This is a genomic window from Kitasatospora sp. NPDC036993, assembly GCF_055607525.1.
In genome coordinates this window covers 121,182-136,697 of sequence record NZ_JBVJRP010000022.1, presented here as the reverse complement: position 1 = coordinate 136,697, position 15,516 = coordinate 121,182, and the positions used below count along the sequence as shown (strand labels likewise).

The following is a 15,516-nucleotide window of genomic DNA, read 5'->3' as shown; positions in this document are numbered from 1 at the left end:
GGGGGGACCCTGTGGGAGAGTAGGACGCCGCCGAACAATTCTTCTGAAGAACCCCCATCCGGGAATCCCGGATGGGGGTTCTTTGCGTTTCCGGGCCCTGCGGCCCGTCACGGGAAGAGCGCCCGGAGCTACGCTCCCAGTAGCCGGCCAGGGCCACGACGAGCAGGACGAGAGAGACGAGCCCCCACGTGCCAACCGCACCCGTGATCCGCAGCGACGTCCCCGGGTCCTTCGCCTGGGGCGTGTTCCACGAGCGCCACCCGAAGCTGGTCCGGCAGGTGCTCGACGCGCTGCCGTACGGCCCCGCGGAGCGGGCGGCGGTGGAGCGGCTGCTTGTGGAGAGCACCACCGGCGTCCTCGAACCGCTGCCGGAGAGCTCCCACGACCAGGCCCAGTGGCTGGAGTGGGGAGAGGGCCTGTGGGGGCGCCCCTGGGGCGAGGCACCGTTCCTGTGGGCGGAGAGCTACTTCTACCGCCGACTGCTGGACGCCATCGGGTATTTCCGGCCCGGGGCCTGGCAGGGGATCGACCCCTTCGCACCGTTCAAGAGCGCCGAGTTGGCCGGGCCGGCGGTGGACGACGAGTTGGCCGCTCTGGGCAAGCTCGACGGCCTGCCGGCCGGTCGGCGAGCAGAGGCGCTGCTGTCGTCGGCCCTCTGGGGCAACCGTGCGGACCTCAGCTTCCAGATCACCGCGGAGGCCGACGGATCGACGGTGTCCGATCTGGTCGCCGACGAGAGCGCGCTGTTCTGGGCCGAGCTGGAACGGAGCAAGGGTGGGCGGGTCTGCGTCGTCGCGGACAACGCCGGCCGGGAGCTGTTGCCGGACCTGGTGCTGATCGACCACCTCCTGAGCGGCGGCCTGGCGGCGCAGGTGGTCCTGTACGTGAAGCCCCAGCCGTACTTCGTTTCAGACGCGACGATGGCGGATGTCCTGGCGTCGGTCGAGCGCCTCCGCCGTGCGACCTCGGCGGCTGCCGCGGCGGTGGGCGGTCGGCTGTGGCAGGCGATGAACGGGGGCGCGCTCGAGGTCCGGACGCACCCGTTCTTCTGCGCGCCACTGCCGTATGAGGACATGCCTGCCGACCTGCGGGCCGAGTTCACGGGTGCCGCGATGACGGTACTCAAGGGAGATCTCAACTACCGTCGCCTGGTGGGCGACCGGCTCTGGCCGCCGACGACTCCCTTCGCCGAGAGGGTCAGTTACTTCCCTACGCCTGTTGTGGCTCTGCGGACGCTGAAGTCGGATGTGATCGTTGGCGTGGATGCAGCCACGGTCGCCCAGCTGGACGGCTCGGGGACGGCGTGGCGGACCAGCGGCCGGCATGCCGTCGTGCAGGTCGGGCTTCGCTAGCCGCCCGCTCGTTGGGGTGCAACAAGCGGGCGGCTAGCAGGGTTGGTTCAGGTGAGGTGGTCGAACTCGCCTGCCTTGGCGGCGAGGAGGAAGGCGCGGAGCCTGGTGGCCGAGGTGGTGAGGATGACGGAGGGGTCATCGGATTCGCGAAGGTGACGGACGTTGTTGCCTCCGGTGGCCAGCTCAATGCAGGTGCTGCCACCATCGGCGTCGCTGAAGGATGACTTCTGCCAGAAGGTGTTGGACATCATGTGCCTTTCACGACTGAAGCAGATAGAGAAGATGATGTAGGAGCCCCACGGGTCGTGGTTGGGGAGTCCGCGCAACGCCGTTTCCCGGTCTGCAACCGATGGGGCATGTTCGTTGACGCTGTCTGACGAGATGCCTGTCGACCTGCGGGCCGAGTTCACTGGTACTGCGATGACGGTACTCAAGGGAGACCTCAACTACCGTCGCCTGGTGGGTGACCGGTTCTGGCCGCCGACGACTCTCTTCGCCGAGAGCGTCAGTTGCTTCCCTACCCTGTTGTGGCTCTGCGGACGTTGAAGTCGGATGTGATCGTCGGTGTGGATGCGGTCACCGTCGCCTGGCTCGACGGCTCGGGGACGGCTTGGCGGATCAGCGGCGGGCATGCCGTTGTGCAGGTTGGACTTTGTTGGTCGCCCGCTCGTTGGGGTCCAACGAGCGGGCGGTGAGTCAGGTGAGGTGGTCGAACTCGCCCGCCTTGGCGGCGAGGAGGAAGGCGCGGAGCCTGGTGGCCGAGGTGGTGAGGATGACGGAGGGGTCATCGGATTCGCGAAGGTGACGGAGAGCCCCGTTGCCTCGTGCGAGTTCGAGGCAGTTGTCGGCGCCTTCCGCATCGCTGTACGACGCCTTCTGCCAGAAGGTGTTGGACATCATGTGCCTTTCACGACTGAAGCAGATAGAGACGATGATGCAGGAGTCCCCACGAGTCGCAGTTAGGGAGTCCACGCAACGCCGTTTCCCAGTCTGCAACCGGCAGGGCATGTTCGCCACTGTCGTATGAGGACATGCCTGTCGACCTGCGGGCCGAGTTCACGGGTGCCGGGATGACGGTACTCGAGGGAAACCTCAACTACCGTCGCCTGGTGGGTGATCGGCTCTGGCCGCCGATGATTCCCTTCGGCGGGATGGTCAGTTGCTTCCCTACGCCTGTTGTGGCTCTGCGGACGTTGAGGTCGGATGTGATCGTCGGTGTGGATGCGGTCACCGTCGCCTGGCTCGACGGCTCGGGCGCGGTGTGGCGGATCAGCGGCGGGCATGCCGTTGTGCAGGTCGGGCTTCGTTGGTCGCCTGCTCGTTGGGGTCCAACGAGCGGGCGGTGAGTCAGGTGAGGTGGTCGAACTCGCCCGCCTTGGCGGCGAGGAGGAAGGCTCGGAGCCTGGTGGCCGAGGTGGTGAGGACGACGGGCGGGTCGTCGGATTCGCGAAGGTGACGGACGTCCGCAGCTCCAGCTGCGAGTTCAACGCAGCTACCGCCCGCGTTCGAGCCGCTGAATGATGACTTTTGCCAATGGAGTTCGGACATCGGATGCCTTTCAAGCTTGTACCGTCGGCGGGATGGTCGGCTACCTCTCGTCGCCTGTTGTGGCTCTGCGGACGTTGAAGTCGGATGTGATCGTCGGTGTGGATGCGGTCACCGTCGCCCGGCTTGACGGCTCGGGGACGGCTTGGCGGATCAGCGGCGGGCATGCCGTTGTGCAGGTTGGACTTTGTTGGTCGCCCGCTCGTTGGGGTCCAACGAGCGGGCGGTGAGTCAGGTGAGGTGGTCGAACTCGCCCGCCTTGGCGCCGAGGAGGAAGGCGCGGAGCCTGGTGGCCGAGGTGGTGAGGATGACGGAGGGGTCATCGGATTCGCGAACGTGGCGAAGATCCCCCTCACCGAGGGCTAGTTCTACACAGTGGCTGCCATCGTCCGTGTCGCTGAACGACGACTTCTGCCAGCGGAGTTCGGACATCGTGCGCCTTTCACTCTTGCAGTAGGTACAGAAGGTGCTGGATCAACCCCCAGGAGTCTCGTGAGACATCCTGCATCGACCTATCGCTGGTGATGGCAGGTAGGGCGATCTCACTCAGCTGCTCGAAGCGATCGAGGTAGCTGGCGATTGAGGTCTGGTCGACAAGGTACTCGGCGCGAGTTGGTCCATCCAGGATGACGGTCGAGAGTGCAGCTGAGCGAGGGGCGCACACCAGGAATGAGTTCGCGCGTGGCGGCTTCTTCGGGACCGTGAATGGCAGAACTTGGATGGTGACGTTGGGAAGATCCGAAACGGCCAGCAGATGCTTCAACTGGGCCCGCATCACGGCTTTCCCGGGAAATTGCATAAGCAGGGCGGCTTCGTGGATGACAAATCGGAACCGCCGCGAGCGTTCGTCGGTCAGGATTCGCTGTCGCTCGTTGCGGAACTGAACCACGGCTTGGGTCGCCTGACTCGGCTCTGGATAAGCATCTTCGAACATCGCCTCGGTGTATGCGGGCAGCTGTAGATAGCCGGGGATGTAGAAGGTTTCATAGTTGTCCAGGGCGACTGCCATGGCCTCTGTCTCAGCCAGATCGAGGGCCCTGGGGGTGATCTGCCCCTTGAACGCGGTCCACCAGCCCTTCCCGTCGCTCGCACCGAGATCATGCAACTCGGTCATGTACGTCTCGTCAGTGCAACCGTAGTGGTCCAGCAAGTTGGTGAGGCGGACCGGGTCCAACCCGGTTCGGCTGGCCTCGATATGGCTGAGCTGCGGTGCACCCATGTCGATGAGGGCGCCAGCATCTTTGACGGTGAGGCCGGCTTCCTCGCGCAGGCGCCTCAGCTCGGCGCCGAAGCGACGCTGTCGCTCGCTGATCTCGGTCCTGAGTGCCAAGAATCGCCCCTTCCGTGTCGTGCGCAGTCTCTCTCCCCGAGACTGCGAGGCACCACCCGTGAGAGTGGTGCTCGGCGAATATGTTGCAGGCTTGAAACTGCTGCCCTACTCTCAGTGTTGCATCGATCACATGGCGGAGTGTCTGCTTCGCCGATTCCCCTCCTCCCCCCGGGGTCTCTCATGCGTGCCTGCAACCCTCCCGACTGGTCCGCCGCTCGTGCCGAGCTCTCCGACCTCCTCACCTCCGCGGGGTGGCGCCCCTCCGCCATCTCCGACGCCGAACTTGCCCTGCACGAAGTCTTTGTCAACGCCTGGAGGCACGGGGACACCCTTGCGCCCCTGGTCGTCGTCGCCCTCGCCGGCCGCCGTCTCCGGGTCTCGGTCGCTGACAACAGCCCTGTCCTCCCCGACGTCGGCCTCCCGGCGGACCTGCTCGCCGTCTCCGGCCGGGGCCTCTACCTCGTCCGCGCCCTCACCCACCGCCTCGGCGCCGAGCCCCGGAAGCAGGGCAAGGTCGTCTGGTTCGAACTGATGAAGGAAGCCGCCGCGTGAAGCGTCAGCCGATGAAGCCCTCCGACCCGCGGATCCGCTCCTACACCGAGATGGACGTCCTCGCCCTCGTCGGTGAACTCCACGAGCGCGGCCGAAAGTTCGGCCTCCTCTTCCCCTACGCCTGCACGGACAGGACCCGCGACGGCCGCGTCCTCGTCCGCTTCGCCAACGCGCCGGTCTCCACCCTCCTGAACCTCCTCACCCTCCTCCTCGACGCCGACCGCGAGCGCTCGTGCGGTTCCTGATCGCCGCCGCCTTCCTCACCCTCCTCGCCCTCGCGTTCGCCACCGTCGCCCTGGGCGTCATCGCCACCCTCAACCTTGCAAAGCCCGACACGGAGGAGTCCTGACGTGAGCGTCCCCGTCCCGGCCGCCGCCCCGGCCACCGACCCCGACGTCATCAACGCCCTCGCCGCGGCCAACTACGCGGTCGCCGCCGCCTTCAACGCCCTCTCCGGGGTCTCCGTCGCCCCGGCCGTCCCCGACGACTTCGACTGGCCCGGGCTGGAGACCTTCGTCCACCGCCTGGGCTTCGCCGCCGACGACTCCGACACCGCCCTCAACCTCTACCGCCTGCTCTTCGCGGTCCAGCGCATCGCGTACCGCGAGGGCGCCGGCCGCAACTCCCCGTGGCTCGCCACCCGGCTCAACTCCCGACCCCAGCCGTAGCCCGGCCTCCACCCTTCCGCTGCCGGGTACTTGGCAATCCGAAGGGGAGGTCTACACCCGTCTGCCCGGTGCCCGGGAGTGGTGGCACGCAGCCCCGGCCGGAGCCCGGAAGCTCGGGCCCGTCGCCGGAATCACCCCGCCGCGACCGGTGGGCACGGTCGAACTCCCCTCCGCTGTCGACGCGGTGGGGGAGAAGAGGGGAGAGCCGGCTGCGAGGTCATCCTGCCGGACCAGGGCCAGGGCCCAACAGGACGACCTCCGCCGGTTCGGCAAAGAACCGGATCCCTTCCGCATCCCGTTCGGCAAAGACGTCGGAACGTCAGGCACACCCGCCTTACGGTGAGGCCGTGAGCAATGATCCGGACGTTCCCGTTCTGCCCGTCGAGGCCTTCGAGCCCCCCTACTACGCGGCCGTCTTCACCACCGTGCGCACCCAGGAGCAGAGCGGCTACAGCGAGACCAACGAGCGCATGGAAGACCTGGTGAGGGACATCCCGGGCTATCTGGGGATGGACCACGCGCAGACACCCGGCGGGCTGTCCATCACCGTCGGGTACTTCCGTGACGCCGACGCCCTCACCGAGTGGCGGACCAACGCGGAGCACCGCGCGGCCCAGAAGCGCGGGCGGGCCGAGTGGTACGAGCGCTACACGCTGCACGTGGCGAAGGTGGAGCGGAGTCACGGGTTCGTACGGGAGTAGCCCCTCGCGGAGCCCCGCCGGCGCGAGAAGTCGGCCCGGCCGACTTCTCGCGCTCCGGCACTGCTCAGGCCTCCGACGCGAGCGGGGTCAGCGGCAGCGCGACCCGGCTTTCCCAAGCCTGTTCCAACGCCTGGGTGAACGTCTCCGCGGGCTGAGCGCCCGAGACGCCCAGCCGCCGGTCCAGGACGAAGAACGGCACGCCCGTCGCCCCCATGGCGCTCGCCGTGGTCTCGTCCTCGCGCACCGCCTCCGCGTACGCCTCCGGGTCGGCCAGGACGGCCGCGGCCGCCTCGCCGTCCAGCCCGGCCCCGACCGCCAGCTCGACCAGGCGGCCCGCCTCGAAGGCCGACCGCTCCTCGGCGAAGTTCGCCCGGTACAGCGCGTCCAGCAGCTGTCCCTGCCGGCCGTGCTCCTTGGCGAAGTGCAGCAGGCGGTGCATGTCGAAGGAGTTCGCCGCGTCGCGGCCCTCGCGCAGGTACGGCAGGCCCTCGGCGCGGGCGTTCTCGGAGATCCGGGCCTCCGCCGCCTCGGCCTGCTCCAGGCTCATCCCGTACTTGGCGGCGAGCAGCGGCACGACCGGACGGGCCTCGTGCGGCGCCCGCGGGTCCAGCTCGAAGGAGCGGTGGACGACCTCCACCTCCTCGCGGTGCGGGAACGCCGCCAGGGCCTGCTCGAACCGGGCCTTGCCGATGTAGCACCACGGACAGTTGATGTCGCTCCAGACCTCCACGCGCACGGCGCCGCACTCCTTCCAGGCTCACGCGGACCTCCCGCGCGGACGCCTACCGGAACGCCGGCGCCGACCTGGATATTTCTCACCCTGAAACATCCAGGAGAGCAGCGTCCTGCCTCAGCGTCGCTTCCGCGCCTCGCGCTGGGCGGACACCGTGGGGATGGCGGCGACTGCCTCGGCGTAGCGGCCGTACCTGCTCAGGATCACGGCAATCTCCTGGTGGGCCCCGTGCTCGGTGGACGACCGGAGCAGGTCGAGGGCCTCGTCCGTCCGGCCGTCCAGATCCAGCAGCCAGGCCAGCGTGGTGTCCCACTGGCCGGGCTCCCGCACGCTCAGGGCCCGCACCTCCGTGACGCCCTCGGCGGAGCGCCCGGCCTTCGCGAGCAGGCGCAGCCGGGTGTGGCGCAGCGCATCGGCATGCGCGTCGGCGTACGCGGCGCCGAGGCCGGTCAGGAGCTCCAGCGCCCGTTCCGGGCGGCCCGCCTTGATCAGCAGGTCGATCGCCTCGTGGAGGAGGTTCTCTCCGGCGTCCTCGTACGCGGGCCGTCCGGCCTCGACGGCCTCGTCGAGGCGTCCCTGGCGGGCCAGGAAGGCCATGAGGCGCCGACGGGCGGACCGGTCGCCCGCTTCGAGGGACGCGTGCAGGACGGCTTCGGCCTCCCGGACCCGCCCCTGCTCCTCCAGCACCTCCGCGCACCGGTCGCGGGCGACGTCCGCGTGCTCGCCGGCGGCCAGCTCGCGCAGCTGGTCGATCCGGCCCTGGCCGGCGAGGAGATCCGCGTACAGCCGGGCGATGCTCGGGACGACGGGCAGGACCGGGCCCAGCAGGCGGATCGCCTCGTCCGCCCGGCCCATGCGCTCCAGGACCCGGCCGTACAGCATCAGCACCGCCGACGGCTGGTGCAGGCACTCGCGCTGACCCCCGGCCGCGGAGCACCGGCAGTCTGCCGTGCCGCCCCGGGCGCGTTCGGCGCACGGGGCGAGCAACTCCAGGACGCGCGCGTCACGGTGCTGCCCCCCGGTCAGATCGAGCAGTGACTCCAGGATCCAGGGCTCCCCGAGATGCGGCGTGAGCACCTCGATGGCCTCGTCCACCCGCCCGGCCTCCACCAGTGCCTCGGCGAACCAGCGGCAGTCGTGCGCCGACTCCAGCCCGGCCGCGTCCGGACGCACCAGGGCCAACCCCTCCTCGATCCGGCCCTGTCGGATCATGATCGTGGCGGACTCCCGCACGGCGAACGGCCAGCCGACCGCGACGAACGGCTCCAGGACCGTCAGGGCCCGTTCGAACTCGCCTGCCGCGCACAGCTCACTGACCGCCACCTCGGCGCAGAACCACTCACCGCGGTCCCGGGCGGTCTCGATCAGAAGCTCCAACTGCCCCTGTCGGGCCAGGTGTTCCGCCATGAAGCCGTCTATTCCGCCGTCGAACTGCCGCTGCCAGGCGACATCGTCAAGATTCACCGGGGCAGGCTATGCGACGGTGCCGACGGCCCGCCCGGAGATTTCCGGCGGATGTCCGAACCTCCGTGCCGGACGCCAACCCTGGAGCCCCCGTTCGAGTAGCCCGCCCCGAGCCCGCGAGTCCCCGAACATCCGAGCTCGTGAGCCCGCGAGCGCCCCATGCGCCGGGCCGATGGCAGCGCCAGGCATGGTGCCGGGCAGGTCACGCCCCGGGTGACCGGTCTTCCGCCGTCGGGTCCCAGAGCCCGGCGGCCTCGCCGCGCGCCAGGTGGTCGGCGTAGACCGAGGCCTTCCAGGCGATGAGCGAGCGGCACTCCTCCAACTCCCGGATCCGCTCGTCGACGCGCCGCTGGTGGGCGTCCAGCAGCCGCAGCCTCTCGGCCTCGTTGCCCGGCCCCTGCCGGACCAGTTCGGCGAAGCGGCGCAGGTCGGCGAGCGGCATGCCGGACTCGCGCAGCCTGACGCAGATCTCCAGCCACCGCACGTCGAGCACGGCGTACCGCCGGCGTCCGCCCGCCGTGCGCCGCACCGGGCCGACCAGCAGCCCCTCGCGCTCGTAGAAGCGCAGGGCGTGCACGCTGAGCCCGGTGCGCCCGGCCACCTCGCCGATGGTGAGTTCCGTCGTGCCGTCCGTGCTGTCTGTGCTGTCCATGCCGCCCATGGCGTCAGAGCATAGGAGCGGGACTTGATCTAGACCGCGCTCTACTTCCTACCGTCCTCGTCATGACCACCAACACCACCACCGGCACAGTCGGTTCGCCCTTCTCGGCCGTCAGCGCCGCCGGGGACGTCCTGGCGGGCCTCGACCTCTCCGGCCGCACCGCCGTCGTGACCGGCGGCTACTCCGGCCTCGGACTGGAGACCACCCGGGCACTGACCGCCGCCGGGGCCCGGGTGATCGTCCCGGCCCGCCGCCCGGACGTCGCCCGCAGCGCACTCGGCGGCACCGGCAGCCGGGTCGTCCCGATGGACCTCACCGACCCCGCGAGCGTCCGCGCCGCCGCAGGGCTGATCCGTGAGGCCACGGGCCGGCTGGACCTGCTGCTGGCCGTCGCCGGCGTCATGGCCACCCCCGAGCGGCGCGTCGGGCCGGGCTGGGAGGGGCAGTTCGCCGCCAACCACCTCGGGCACTTCCTCCTCGTCTGCGAGCTGTACCCGCTGCTGGCCGCCGCCCCCGACGGCGCGCGTGTCGTCGTCAACAGCTCGGCCGGGCACGCCCTGACCGACATCCGCCGGCACGATCCGCACTTCCGTACCGGCTACGACAAGTGGCTGGCGTACGGCCAGTCCAAGACCGCCAACGCCCTGTTCGCCGTGCACCTCGACGCGCTCGGAAAGGGCGACGGCGTACGGGCGTTCGCGCTCCACCCGGGAAAGATCATCACCGGGCTCCAGCGCGAGATGACCCGGCAGGAGCAGATCGAACGCGGCTGGGTGGACGCCGAGGGCACGGTGATCGGCGCCGGCTTCAAGACCCCCTCCCAGGGCGCGGCCACCGGCCTGTGGGCGGCGACCTCGCCGCTGCTCGACGGCCGCGGCGGCCTGTACCTGGAGGACTGCGAGGTCGCCCGGGTCTGCGGCCCGGACACCCCGATGGACGACGGTGGCGTCCGCCCGTACGCCGTCGACCCCGACGCGGCCGCCCGGCTCTGGGAGCTCTCCCTCGCGGCGACCGGTGCCCCGCCGATCACCCGCTGAGGCGCCGCTGAGCCGCCGCTACAGGCAGATCCAGCAGTACAGCTGCTCCCCGGCCGCCCGGGCCCGCCGGGCGAGGGCGATCAACTCCTCGGCGAGCGGCAGCAGATCGGACGGGTCGGCGCCGTCCCACTCCTCCGCCTCGGCCCAGCGTCCGACCGCCTCCGGCACCCGCTCGTCGGGTATCGCGGCGAGCGCGTCCCGGGCGGCGGCGCCCAGCTCGGTGACCCACGGGCCCGTCGCCCACGGGTCGTCCTCGTCCGCGGGCCCGGGCGGGCCGGGCGCCGGCGTGGCGGGCCAGACCGCCGTCTCCGTCACCAGGCCGGTCCGCCACGGCTCGCCGAGGGCGACGGCCACCAGCTGGCCGAGCACGACGTCCGGATCGACGCCCTTGGCCTCCACCCCGTCGAAGGAGCCCTCGCCGCCGAGCGGCGGCAGCCCGCCCTCCGTGAGCTCCAGCGCCCGTACGACCGTTGCCGCGTCGGCCGCCCGGAAGTAGTCGGTCAGCACACCCATCGCAGCCACCCTTCGTCCATGCGCGACGTCGAGCGCCAGTGAAGCACCCGGCACTGACAGTGGAGCGGGAAGCCGGCCCGGCCGACCTCCCGCTCCACGCCGCCGACCTCCCGGTCAGCAGGAGATGTTGCCGCCGCCGACGTTCGTCTGGAGGACGCCGACGAACTTCCTGAACAGGTTGATCCGGTCGTCGCGCTGGCCCGGGTTCCTGCCGTCGCACTCCAGCGCGCCGTTGATGCTGCGGATGGTCTCGCCGAAGCCCTTGTTGTTGACGATGGCGTCGTGGGAGGTCATCCGCCCGGCGCCGGTCTGGCTGTTCCAGAACCAGAGGCCGGTCTTCCAGGAGACCGCCGGGTCCTTCTCGGCCTTGTACGGGTCGTGCAGCAGGTCGATGTGCAGGGCGTCGCCCGCCGCCTTGTAGTTGAAGTTCCAGCTCAGCTGGAGCGGGCCGCGCCCGTAGTACGCGGCCTGCCCGGCCGGACAGCCGTACGGCTGCGAAGTGTCGCAGTAGTGCGGGTAGTTGGCGGTGTTCTGCTCGACGACGTACCGCAGGCCGCCGGTCTCGTGGCTGACGTTGGCGAGGAAGGCCGCCGCCTCGCGCCTGCGGGTGGCGTCGTCGCCGGTGGTGGTGAACTCCGGGTAGGCGCTCAGGGCGTCGACCAGGCCCTTGTACGTGTAGAAGCCGTTCCGGCTCGGGAACATCTGGTTGAACTGGGCCTCGCTGACCACGAAGGAGCCGGCGGCCGAGGCCGGGGCGGTCGGGCCGGCGATGGCGAGGGTGCTCAGAACGGCGGCGGAGGCCGCCAGGGACAGGGTGCGCGGGAGCTTCATCGATGTCCTCGATTCCGTTGGCGGGATGGGCACTTCGCTCGCGAAGCGGCTCGGCAATAGTGGTGGGCGCCGGCTGCCGAGCTGAAGCCCTCGGAGGTCCAAACCACTCGTACGGGTCGTATCCGATCCAAGCGTTGGACGAGCCGCTGGGTTGATCAACATGCTGCCGGTGGCACCGGATAACCTCGTGCGGAACGGGGACGAGGCGGCGCGGGGCCACCGGGGGAGCAGGGACGATGAGCGGTCACACCGAAGACGAGGGCGACGAGCGGCTGGCGGCCGAGGGCGAGGTCGCGCTCGCCCGGCTGGCGATCGACTCCGGCGATCTGACGCACGCCGCCGACCACCTCGGCGACGCGATACTCGCCGACCCCCAGCTGCCCGAACTGCACGAGGCGCTGGCCGAGTTGTGCGCGGCCGCGGGCGGCCCGGCGGCGGCCCGCGAGCTGTTCCCGCTGGACGGCCAGGTGTACCTCGGCACGGCGGTCTGCCGGGCCCACGTGGAGGCCGCCGCCGGGGACTGGGACGCCGCCGTCGGGCTGCTCGCCTCCGCCATCCAGTACGAGCCGGCCCGCCCCTGGGCGCACGCCGCCTGGCTCGCCCGCGAGGACCTGCCCGGCCTGGTCGACCCGGACGCCGTCGCCCAGGCGGTGGCCAGGGCCACCGGTGCGCTGCCCGACCCGCTCCCGGCCGAACCGGCCGAAGCCGTACGGCCGTTCCACGACTTCGTGCAGGCCGTGCTGGCCCGCCACGGCGACCACGTGCTGCTGCTCGCGATGACCTCCGGCCTGACCCGCCGGCTCGGCGACACCGCCCGCGCCGTCGAACTCGCCCAGCGGGCCCACCGGTCGGCCCCCGGCTACCTGCCCGCCGTGATGCTCGGCAACGCCCTGCGCGCGGACGGCCGGCCGGAACAGGCGCTCGCCGTCTGGGAGGCCGAGCTGGCGCGGGTCGCACCGGACGGGGACGACCCCAGCAGCTACCTCGCGGTGGACGTCGCCGAGCTGTACGGCACCCTCGGCCGCCCCCTCGAAGGCCTGGCCTGGCTGGACCGGGTGCTCGCCGCCGAACCCGGCCACCCCAAGGCGGGCCCGGCCAGGTACGGGCTGCTGCACGCCCTCGACGGCGACCCGGCCCACCTGCTCGGCCTGGCCGACCACCACCGCGCCCACCCCGAGCACGAGTACGCCCAGGAGCTGCTGGAGCGGCTGAGCAGCCGGGAGCCCTGGCTCGGCCTGGTCTCCGGCGCCACCGAGGCGACCGTCAACGTGCTGCACCAGGTGCTCGCCGCCTCCGACACCACCCGAGACACCGAGGTCGAGTGCACGGCCTCCACCCTGGAGCCGCCCAGCTCGGTGCTGGCCGTCCGGCTCGCGCTGCCGCGTTCCACCGTCGGCTACCAGGCCGTCGGCGAGCCCGACCCCCGGCTGCCGCTGACCGGACCCACCACCCGGATCTGGGTCTGGGACGGCACCAGCCCGCGCCCGGCGGTCGCCCCGCCCTCGCCGCGGAGCGCCGAACTCGTCCGCTCCACCGCCGAGATCTTCTGGCCGACCGTCCCCGCCGCCTACGACCACGCCGTCCGGCTCGCCGGACTGCCGCTGGACGACCTGCTCGGCGTCCTCGTCCACCCGCCGATGCCGCGCGAGGACGAACTCGGCCGGGCCCTGCTGGCCCACCAGCCCGAACTGTGGGTGCGCGCCGTCCAGGTCTTCGCCTGCCTCGGCATCGCCCACCACCGCACCGACCAGCCCTGGGAGGGCTCCGAGCGCCGGCGGGTGCTGCGCGACCTGCTGCTCGGACCGGAGGACTGGGTGGTCGAGGCGGCCGGCTTCGCGCTGGTCGCGATCGGCTGGACGCAGCCGCAGACCCGGGCCGACGTCGCCGCCCTGCTCCAGCAGCGGCTGCACCACGCCGCCAGGGCCCGGCGCACCCGGGTGGTGACGATCCTCCGCTCACTGGCCGCGCTGGTGCTCGTCGCGCCATGGACGTCCGACGAGGACCGCGAACTCGCCCGGCACCTGACGGCCAGGGAGGACGCCGCCGACGCGGAGGCGGCGTCCCAGGAGGGCCAGGGACCGGAGCGGGACCAGGAGCAGCCGGAGGCGGACGAGCCGGACGCCCCGGAGCCGGAGGAGCCCCGCCCCGGCCGGCTGCGCCGCCTCTTCGGCAGGGGCTGAGGCACTGCGGGCCGGGGCGCCGCGGGCAGAGACGCCGAGGCCGTTCCTACCCCACCCCGGGCAGCGGCTCCTGGTCGACGTCGAAGCGCGCGACCCGCTCCGCCGGGTCCCTGCACTCGGGACCCAGCCGCAGCATCCGGGACTCCGGGTCGTGCAGCGGCCGGTGGCAGCGGCGGCAGGTCACCCGGGAGCGGATGGTCTGCGCGGTGTCCGTGCCGGGGAGCGGTTCGGGGCCGGTCGGGTCGGTCGAGCCGGTCGGGTTGGTCGGACTGGTCATGGGGAGACGGTAGCCGCCTGAGCCGTCGAGGCCTCGCCGGTGCGCGGAACGACGGCCCCGTGGCCACCGGCCGGCCGGGACCACGCCGTCGGCCGGGCCCGGGGCCCGGACGGGCCCGACGCCCTCGTCGCCCGGCGGCAGCGCGGCTCCCTCGTCGCACGGCCGCGCCCCGGCTCACCGCAAGGCGGCGGTGGCGGTGGCCCGCCCGTCGTACTCCTCCCGCGCCGCCTCGACCTCCGGCACCCGCCGCTCCGACCAGTGCGCCAGCGCCGCCACCAGGTCCGCCGCCTCCCGCCCCAGCGGGGTGAGGCTGTAGTCGACCCGCGGCGGGATCACCGGGTGCGCCTCGCGGAGGACGAAGCCGTCCCGCTCCAGCGTCTGGAGGGTCTGGGCGAGCATCTTCTCGCTGACCCCGGTGACCTTGCGGCGCAGCTCGCTGAACCGGTAGCCGCGCTCGTTCAGCGCGCCCAGCACCAGCACGCCCCAGCGGCTGGTGACGTGCTCCAGCACGCCCCGGGACGGACACATCCGGTCGAAGACGTCGGCGGGCGGCAGTCCGCCCTTGTCCAGCTCGCTTACCTTCATGTCAGTACCCTACTTTGAAGTGCGTACTTTCGAAAGGTTAGTGCTGTCCCTAAAGTGAGTTGCGAGGCCAGAACCCCGTAGCAGTCACGTAGCAACCCGAGGAGCTCCACCATGTACGTCGTCACCGGTGCCACCGGCCAGCTCGGCCGTCTCGTCGTCGAGGGCCTGCTGGCCCGGGTCCCCGCGAGCGAGGTGGCCGTCGCCGTCCGCTCCGCCGAGAAGGCCGCCGACCTGGCCGCGCGCGGCGTGGCCGTCCGGGTGGTCGACTACGACAAGCCGGAGACCCTGGCGGGCGCCTTCGCCGCGGGCGACCGGGTGCTGCTGATCTCGGGCAGCGAGGTCGGCCGCCGGATCCCGCAGCACCGGGCCGTGGTGGACGCCGCCAAGGCGGCCGGGGTCGCCTTGCTCGCCTACACCAGCGCGCCCGGCGCGGCCACCTTCCGGCTGGCCGACGAGCACAAGGCGACCGAGGAGCTGATCCTCGCCTCCGGCCTGCCGTACTCGTTCCTGCGCAACGGCTGGTACACCGAGAACTACCTGGGCGACGCGGCCGGCACGGTGGCGCGCGGCGTGGTGCTCGGCAGCGCCGGGGAGGGCCGGGTCGCCACCGCCCCGCGCCGGGACTACGCGGACGCGGCGGTCGCCGTCCTGACCGGCGAGGGCCACGAGGGCACGGTGTACGAGCTGAGCGGCGACGCCGCCTGGAGCCTGCCCGAGCTGGCCGCCGAGCTGGCGGAGGCCTCCGGCAAGCCGGTCGGGCACCGGAACGTCACCCCGGCCGAGCACCTGGACGTGCTGGTCGGCGCGGGCCTGCCGCAGGGCTTCGCCGAGGTCCTGGTGGACGTGGACGCGGGCATCGCCCGCGGTGAGCTGGCAGGCACCCCGGGCGACCTGTCCCGGCTGATCGGCCGCCCGACCGTCCCGCTGGCCGAGTCCGTCCGCGAGGCCCTGGGCGCCTGAGCCCGCCGCGGCTCCGCGCGGCCCTGAACGCCTGAGCCCGCCGCGGCTCCGCGCCCCGGTGCCGCCGGAACGTCCGGCATGCAAACACTGTCATGACCAAAATCCGGAAACGGAGATGACAGTCGCC

The 15,516-nt window shown here is 71.6% G+C and carries 20 protein-coding genes and 2 pseudogenes; 10 read left to right on the top strand and 12 right to left on the bottom strand.

Translation table 11 applies throughout. The annotated features are described in order from the left end of the window. The first annotated feature begins 203 nt into the window (after positions 1-203). Positions 204-1,352 carry a damage-control phosphatase ARMT1 family protein gene (locus ACZ7C5_RS33920; protein WP_470324168.1) on the top strand — a complete coding sequence of 383 codons (1,149 nt, stop codon included), beginning with the start codon at positions 204-206 and terminating at the stop codon, positions 1,350-1,352. Between the two features lie 47 nt (positions 1,353-1,399). On the opposite strand, the gene ACZ7C5_RS33915 is transcribed toward ACZ7C5_RS33920, so the two are convergent. Next, complete coding sequence (locus tag ACZ7C5_RS33915) at positions 1,400-1,600, bottom strand: DUF397 domain-containing protein (protein WP_470324171.1); 201 nt, start codon at positions 1,598-1,600, stop codon at positions 1,400-1,402. Positions 1,601-1,730: 130 nt separating this feature from the next. Here ACZ7C5_RS33915 and ACZ7C5_RS33910 point away from each other — a divergent pair. Continuing rightward, a pseudogene (locus ACZ7C5_RS33910) lies at positions 1,731-2,047 on the top strand (ARMT1-like domain-containing protein); the annotation flags it as partial. Position 2,048: 1 nt separating this feature from the next. On the opposite strand, the gene ACZ7C5_RS33905 reads toward ACZ7C5_RS33910, so the two are convergent. Beyond that, complete coding sequence (locus ACZ7C5_RS33905) at positions 2,049-2,252, bottom strand: DUF397 domain-containing protein (protein WP_470324167.1); 204 nt, start codon at positions 2,250-2,252, stop codon at positions 2,049-2,051. Between the two features lie 101 nt (positions 2,253-2,353). Between ACZ7C5_RS33905 and ACZ7C5_RS33900 the strand changes: the two are divergent. After that, a pseudogene (locus ACZ7C5_RS33900) lies at positions 2,354-2,698 on the top strand (ARMT1-like domain-containing protein); the annotation flags it as partial. 1 nt (position 2,699) lies between these two features. Here the strand turns inward: ACZ7C5_RS33900 and ACZ7C5_RS33895 are convergent. From ACZ7C5_RS33895 to ACZ7C5_RS33885, 3 genes are all read right to left on the bottom strand, one after another. Beyond that, positions 2,700-2,900, bottom strand: a complete 201-nt coding sequence (locus ACZ7C5_RS33895; RefSeq protein ID WP_470324166.1) for a DUF397 domain-containing protein — start codon at positions 2,898-2,900, stop codon at positions 2,700-2,702. 228 nt (positions 2,901-3,128) lie between these two features. Continuing rightward, the gene (locus ACZ7C5_RS33890; protein WP_401091659.1) at positions 3,129-3,329 is read right to left on the bottom strand and encodes a DUF397 domain-containing protein; all 201 of its coding nucleotides are present in this window, start codon (positions 3,327-3,329) and stop codon (positions 3,129-3,131) included. A 10-nt stretch (positions 3,330-3,339) separates the two neighbouring features. Continuing rightward, the gene (locus ACZ7C5_RS33885) at positions 3,340-4,227 is read right to left on the bottom strand and encodes a helix-turn-helix domain-containing protein (RefSeq protein ID WP_470324165.1); all 888 of its coding nucleotides are present in this window, start codon (positions 4,225-4,227) and stop codon (positions 3,340-3,342) included. Between the two features lie 180 nt (positions 4,228-4,407). On the opposite strand from ACZ7C5_RS33885, the gene ACZ7C5_RS33880 reads away from it, so the two are divergent. From ACZ7C5_RS33880 to ACZ7C5_RS33865, 4 genes are all read left to right on the top strand, one after another. After that, positions 4,408-4,779, top strand: a complete 372-nt coding sequence (locus ACZ7C5_RS33880) for an ATP-binding protein (RefSeq protein WP_401091655.1) — start codon at positions 4,408-4,410, stop codon at positions 4,777-4,779. After that, a complete protein-coding gene (locus ACZ7C5_RS33875; protein WP_188300378.1) occupies positions 4,776-5,024 on the top strand; it encodes a hypothetical protein in 249 nt (82 codons plus the stop codon). Before ACZ7C5_RS33880 ends, ACZ7C5_RS33875 begins: the two co-directional genes overlap by 4 nt. 105 nt (positions 5,025-5,129) lie before the next feature. Next, a complete protein-coding gene (locus ACZ7C5_RS33870) occupies positions 5,130-5,447 on the top strand; it encodes a hypothetical protein (RefSeq protein ID WP_401091653.1) in 318 nt (105 codons plus the stop codon). Between the two features lie 347 nt (positions 5,448-5,794). Then, positions 5,795-6,148, top strand: coding sequence for an antibiotic biosynthesis monooxygenase family protein (locus tag ACZ7C5_RS33865; RefSeq protein ID WP_188300380.1), 354 nt, complete (start codon positions 5,795-5,797; stop codon positions 6,146-6,148). Positions 6,149-6,212: 64 nt separating this feature from the next. Here the strand turns inward: ACZ7C5_RS33865 and ACZ7C5_RS33860 are convergent, their stop codons facing one another. From ACZ7C5_RS33860 to ACZ7C5_RS33850, 3 genes are all read right to left on the bottom strand, one after another. Next, positions 6,213-6,884: a DsbA family oxidoreductase gene (locus ACZ7C5_RS33860; RefSeq protein ID WP_401091650.1), complete on the bottom strand. Its 672-nt coding sequence runs from the start codon at positions 6,882-6,884 to the stop codon at positions 6,213-6,215. 114 nt (positions 6,885-6,998) lie between these two features. Further along, a complete protein-coding gene (locus ACZ7C5_RS33855) occupies positions 6,999-8,345 on the bottom strand; it encodes a tetratricopeptide repeat protein (RefSeq protein ID WP_470324164.1) in 1,347 nt (448 codons plus the stop codon). A 202-nt stretch (positions 8,346-8,547) separates the two neighbouring features. Then, positions 8,548-9,006, bottom strand: coding sequence for a MerR family transcriptional regulator (locus tag ACZ7C5_RS33850; RefSeq protein WP_470324163.1), 459 nt, complete (start codon positions 9,004-9,006; stop codon positions 8,548-8,550). 62 nt (positions 9,007-9,068) lie between these two features. Here ACZ7C5_RS33850 and ACZ7C5_RS33845 point away from each other — a divergent pair, with 62 nt between their 5' ends. Continuing rightward, positions 9,069-10,043 carry an SDR family NAD(P)-dependent oxidoreductase gene (locus ACZ7C5_RS33845; protein WP_401091644.1) on the top strand — a complete coding sequence of 325 codons (975 nt, stop codon included), beginning with the start codon at positions 9,069-9,071 and terminating at the stop codon, positions 10,041-10,043. An 18-nt stretch (positions 10,044-10,061) separates the two neighbouring features. On the opposite strand, the gene ACZ7C5_RS33840 is transcribed toward ACZ7C5_RS33845, so the two are convergent. Together ACZ7C5_RS33840 and ACZ7C5_RS33835 are read right to left on the bottom strand one after the other, a co-directional pair. After that, positions 10,062-10,556 carry a hypothetical protein gene (locus tag ACZ7C5_RS33840; RefSeq protein WP_470324162.1) on the bottom strand — a complete coding sequence of 165 codons (495 nt, stop codon included), beginning with the start codon at positions 10,554-10,556 and terminating at the stop codon, positions 10,062-10,064. A gap of 114 nt (positions 10,557-10,670) precedes the next feature. After that, positions 10,671-11,387 (bottom strand): chitinase, encoded by a 717-nt coding sequence (locus tag ACZ7C5_RS33835; protein WP_401091640.1) that lies wholly within the window; start codon positions 11,385-11,387, stop codon positions 10,671-10,673. A gap of 236 nt (positions 11,388-11,623) precedes the next feature. Here ACZ7C5_RS33835 and ACZ7C5_RS33830 point away from each other — a divergent pair, with 236 nt between their 5' ends. After that, complete coding sequence (locus ACZ7C5_RS33830; protein WP_470324161.1) at positions 11,624-13,567, top strand: tetratricopeptide repeat protein; 1,944 nt, start codon at positions 11,624-11,626, stop codon at positions 13,565-13,567. A gap of 46 nt (positions 13,568-13,613) precedes the next feature. Here ACZ7C5_RS33830 and ACZ7C5_RS33825 read toward each other — a convergent pair whose 3' ends face one another. Together ACZ7C5_RS33825 and ACZ7C5_RS33820 are read right to left on the bottom strand one after the other, a co-directional pair. Beyond that, on the bottom strand, positions 13,614-13,844 hold the full coding sequence (locus ACZ7C5_RS33825; protein WP_188300388.1) for a DUF6011 domain-containing protein: 231 nt from the start codon (positions 13,842-13,844) through the stop codon (positions 13,614-13,616). 174 nt (positions 13,845-14,018) lie between these two features. Next, a complete protein-coding gene (locus tag ACZ7C5_RS33820) occupies positions 14,019-14,429 on the bottom strand; it encodes a winged helix-turn-helix transcriptional regulator (RefSeq protein ID WP_401091634.1) in 411 nt (136 codons plus the stop codon). A 111-nt stretch (positions 14,430-14,540) separates the two neighbouring features. Between ACZ7C5_RS33820 and ACZ7C5_RS33815 the strand changes: the two genes are divergently transcribed. Further along, the gene (locus ACZ7C5_RS33815; RefSeq protein ID WP_401091632.1) at positions 14,541-15,389 is read left to right on the top strand and encodes an SDR family oxidoreductase; all 849 of its coding nucleotides are present in this window, start codon (positions 14,541-14,543) and stop codon (positions 15,387-15,389) included. Positions 15,390-15,516: the final 127 nt, after the last annotated feature.

Excerpts from the sequence above, each read along its gene's own strand:
- ACZ7C5_RS33915 (WP_470324171.1), bottom strand. The coding sequence starts at position 1,600 with ATGTCCAACACCTTCTGGCAGAAGTCATCCTTCAGCGACGCCGATGGT.
- ACZ7C5_RS33905 (WP_470324167.1), bottom strand. The coding sequence starts at position 2,252 with ATGATGTCCAACACCTTCTGGCAGAAGGCGTCGTACAGCGATGCGGAA.
- ACZ7C5_RS33895 (WP_470324166.1), bottom strand. The coding sequence starts at position 2,900 with ATGTCCGAACTCCATTGGCAAAAGTCATCATTCAGCGGCTCGAACGCG.
- ACZ7C5_RS33890 (WP_401091659.1), bottom strand. The coding sequence starts at position 3,329 with ATGTCCGAACTCCGCTGGCAGAAGTCGTCGTTCAGCGACACGGACGAT.
- ACZ7C5_RS33880 (WP_401091655.1), top strand. The coding sequence starts at position 4,408 with ATGCGTGCCTGCAACCCTCCCGACTGGTCCGCCGCTCGTGCCGAGCTC.
- ACZ7C5_RS33850 (WP_470324163.1), bottom strand. The coding sequence starts at position 9,006 with ATGGGCGGCATGGACAGCACAGACAGCACGGACGGCACGACGGAACTC.
- ACZ7C5_RS33845 (WP_401091644.1), top strand. The coding sequence starts at position 9,069 with ATGACCACCAACACCACCACCGGCACAGTCGGTTCGCCCTTCTCGGCC.
- ACZ7C5_RS33840 (WP_470324162.1), bottom strand. The coding sequence starts at position 10,556 with ATGGGTGTGCTGACCGACTACTTCCGGGCGGCCGACGCGGCAACGGTC.
- ACZ7C5_RS33835 (WP_401091640.1), bottom strand. The coding sequence starts at position 11,387 with ATGAAGCTCCCGCGCACCCTGTCCCTGGCGGCCTCCGCCGCCGTTCTG.
- ACZ7C5_RS33830 (WP_470324161.1), top strand. The coding sequence starts at position 11,624 with ATGAGCGGTCACACCGAAGACGAGGGCGACGAGCGGCTGGCGGCCGAG.
- ACZ7C5_RS33825 (WP_188300388.1), bottom strand. The coding sequence starts at position 13,844 with ATGACCAGTCCGACCAACCCGACCGGCTCGACCGACCCGACCGGCCCC.
- ACZ7C5_RS33820 (WP_401091634.1), bottom strand. The coding sequence starts at position 14,429 with ATGAAGGTAAGCGAGCTGGACAAGGGCGGACTGCCGCCCGCCGACGTC.
- ACZ7C5_RS33815 (WP_401091632.1), top strand. The coding sequence starts at position 14,541 with ATGTACGTCGTCACCGGTGCCACCGGCCAGCTCGGCCGTCTCGTCGTC.